Origin of the sequence: Kineococcus glutinatus (genome assembly GCF_039542765.1) — a bacterium.
Lineage (GTDB): Bacteria > Actinomycetota > Actinomycetes > Actinomycetales > Kineococcaceae > Kineococcus_A > Kineococcus_A glutinatus.
In genome coordinates this window covers 1-2,376 of the sequence record NZ_BAABIL010000717.1, presented here as the reverse complement: position 1 = coordinate 2,376, position 2,376 = coordinate 1, and the positions used below count along the sequence as shown (strand labels likewise).

At 78.8% G+C, this 2,376-nt stretch carries 3 protein-coding genes and 1 pseudogene; 2 read left to right on the top strand and 2 right to left on the bottom strand.

What is annotated here, in order from left to right:
* Positions 1–246 (bottom strand): annotated as a pseudogene (locus tag ABEB16_RS20570) (L-glutamate gamma-semialdehyde dehydrogenase); the annotation flags it as partial.
* Positions 247–321: 75 nt separating this feature from the next.
* A complete protein-coding gene (locus ABEB16_RS20565) occupies positions 322–1,245 on the bottom strand; it encodes a proline dehydrogenase family protein (protein ID WP_345714052.1) in 924 nt (307 codons plus the stop codon).
* A 171-nt stretch (positions 1,246–1,416) separates the two neighbouring features.
* On the opposite strand from ABEB16_RS20565, the gene ABEB16_RS20560 reads away from it, so the two are divergent.
* Entirely contained in the window at positions 1,417–2,007 is a 591-nt protein-coding gene (locus ABEB16_RS20560; RefSeq protein WP_345714051.1) for a YbaK/EbsC family protein, read from the top strand.
* 7 nt (positions 2,008–2,014) lie between these two features.
* Positions 2,015–2,376 (top strand): alpha/beta fold hydrolase (locus tag ABEB16_RS20555; RefSeq protein WP_345714050.1); only part of this gene is annotated, 362 nt, incomplete at its 3' end.

Sequence of the window (2,376 nt, the reverse complement as noted above, 5' to 3'; positions counted from 1 at the left end):
GGCGGCCTCCTCGGCGGCGGCCTCGGCCCAGGTCCCCAGCCGCTCGGCGTGCGCGTGCGGCTGGACGACCGGGCGCCGCTCGCCCGCCCCGCCGACCTGCCGGCCGCCGATGGTGTGCGGCAGGTCGAGGTCGAGGCCGGCCAGCTCCGCCAGCCGCCGCTGCAGGCGCTCGCGCTCCGGGCTGCCCGGGGCGTGGTCGTGGACGGGCTCGTTGCGCGGCGCGGGGACCTGGGTCGCGGACTGCACGGGGACCTCCGGGGTGTCTTCCGTGGACGTCGGGGTTCGGGGGTTCTCCGGGTTCGGGCGTGCGCGAGCGCGCGCTCAGCGGGTGGTCAGCGAGCGCAGGAAGAACGCGACGTTCGCGGGCCGCTCCGCGAGGCGGCGGACGAAGTAGCCGTACCAGTCGGTGCCGTAGGGCACGTAGACCCGCACCGGTGCGCCCTGCGCGACGAGCCCGCGCTGCTCGGCGGTCCGGATGCCGTAGAGCATCTGGAACTCGTAGCCCTCCGGGCCGCGGCCGGCGCGGGACAGCAGGTCCTGCGCGATGCGCACCAGGCGCAGGTCGTGCGTGGCGACCATCGGGTGCGCCCCGCCCTCGACGAGGACGCGCAGGCAGCGCACGTACGCCCGGTCCACCTCCGCCCGGTCCTGGTGGGCGAGCGCCGCCGGCTCGGCGTAGGCGCCCTTGACGAGCCGGACGCGGGAACCCGGGTGCGCGAGGTCGCGGCAGTCGTCCTCGGTGCGGCGCAGCATCGCCTGCAGCACCCCGCCGACGGTGGGGAACCGCGCGCGCAGCTCGCGCAGCGTCCCCAGCGTCGCGTCGACGGTGCCCGACCCCTCCATGTCGAGCGTGACGAGCACCCCCACCTCGTGCGCGGCGGCCACGAGCTCGGCCGCGAGGTCGGTGCTCGTCCGCCGCCCACCGGGCAGCGCCTGCCCGAGCGCGGAGAGCTTCACCGACGCCTCCGCCCCGGCGGCGAGGCCCTCGGCGGCGAGCCGGGCGAACAGCTCGCGGTAGGCGTCCACGGTGGCGCGGGCCTGCGCCGGGGAGGTGGTGTCCTCCCCGAGGTGGTCGAGGCAGACGCGCAGCCCCTCCCCCGCCAGCTCCCGGACCGCGCGGACGGCGGCGGTCAGGTCCTCCCCGGCCACGAAGCGCGCGACGACGGGACGGGTGGCCGGCGACGTCGTGACGACGCGGCGCAGGGCGTCGTTGCGGGCGGCGCCGAGCAGGGTGGTGCGGAGCACGGGAGCGAGCACGAGAACCCCCTCGCGGACGGCGGCACGGCGTCGGGACCACGTGGCGCACGACGGTGCGCTCCCGTCATACCCCCGCACGGCGGCGTGCGCGATCCGGGGGCGGCGCCGCACGCGCCGCCGTGATCTGCGCCGCGCCCGCGCACCGCCTAGTGTCGGGACGTGGACGCGGAAGCCACCGGCACCGCCCGCGCCTCGCGGCTGCTGGAGCAGCCGGCCGTCGCGGCGCTCGCCGACGCGCTGCAGCAGCTGTGCGCCGCCGGGTCGGTGCGGGTGCTGCCCGCCGACGTGCGCACCCCCGAGGAGGTCGCCCGCCACCTCGGCGTGGAGCCCGCCGCCCTGGCCGGCTGCGTCCTGCTGGTCCCGCCCCGCCCACCCGACGCCGTCGCCCGGCGGGCCCGCCGCCACCGCCACCACGTCCGCCACCGCGGACGCCACCACGGCGAGGCACCGGACGGCGTGCTGGTCGTCACCTCCCGCGCCCACCGCGTCGTCCCCGAGCAGATCGCCGACGTGCTCGGGGTGCCCGCGCTGGAGGTCGCCGGTGCCGTGCCCGTCCTGGCCGGGACCGGCGCCGTCACCACCGGCGTCGCACCGCTGGGGCACCCCGAGCCGCTGACGACGCTCGTGGACGTCGCGCTGGTCACGCAGCCGGTGGTGTGGGCCACCGCCGGCCACCCCGGCGTCGTCTTCCCCACCCGCTACGAGGAACTGCTCCGCCTCACCGGCGGGCAGCCCGTCGAGGTGGGCTGAGCACCGGGTGGGCCACCGGCTCTGGGCGGGGGGCGGACCGCACGCGCTCGCGGGCACGGCCGTGCACTGCGCCGGGCGCGACCCCGGGGCGGACGGCCGCGACGCCCCCATCGTCGTGCTCGTGCACGGCCTGGGCAGCGCGGCCAGCGTGTGGGGCCTCGTCGCCCCCACCCTCGGCGAACGCTTCGCCACCGCCTGCGTGGACCTGCCCGGGCACGGCGCGGCGCCCCTGCCGGACGGTGAGGACCCCCTGGAGGTGATGCGGCCGGCGGCGCTGGGGCGGCGGCTGCTGCGCGCCTGCGCCGAGCTCGGCACCGGGCCCGTGCACCTGGTGGGGCACTCGCTGGGCGGCTGGGTGGTGCTGGAGGC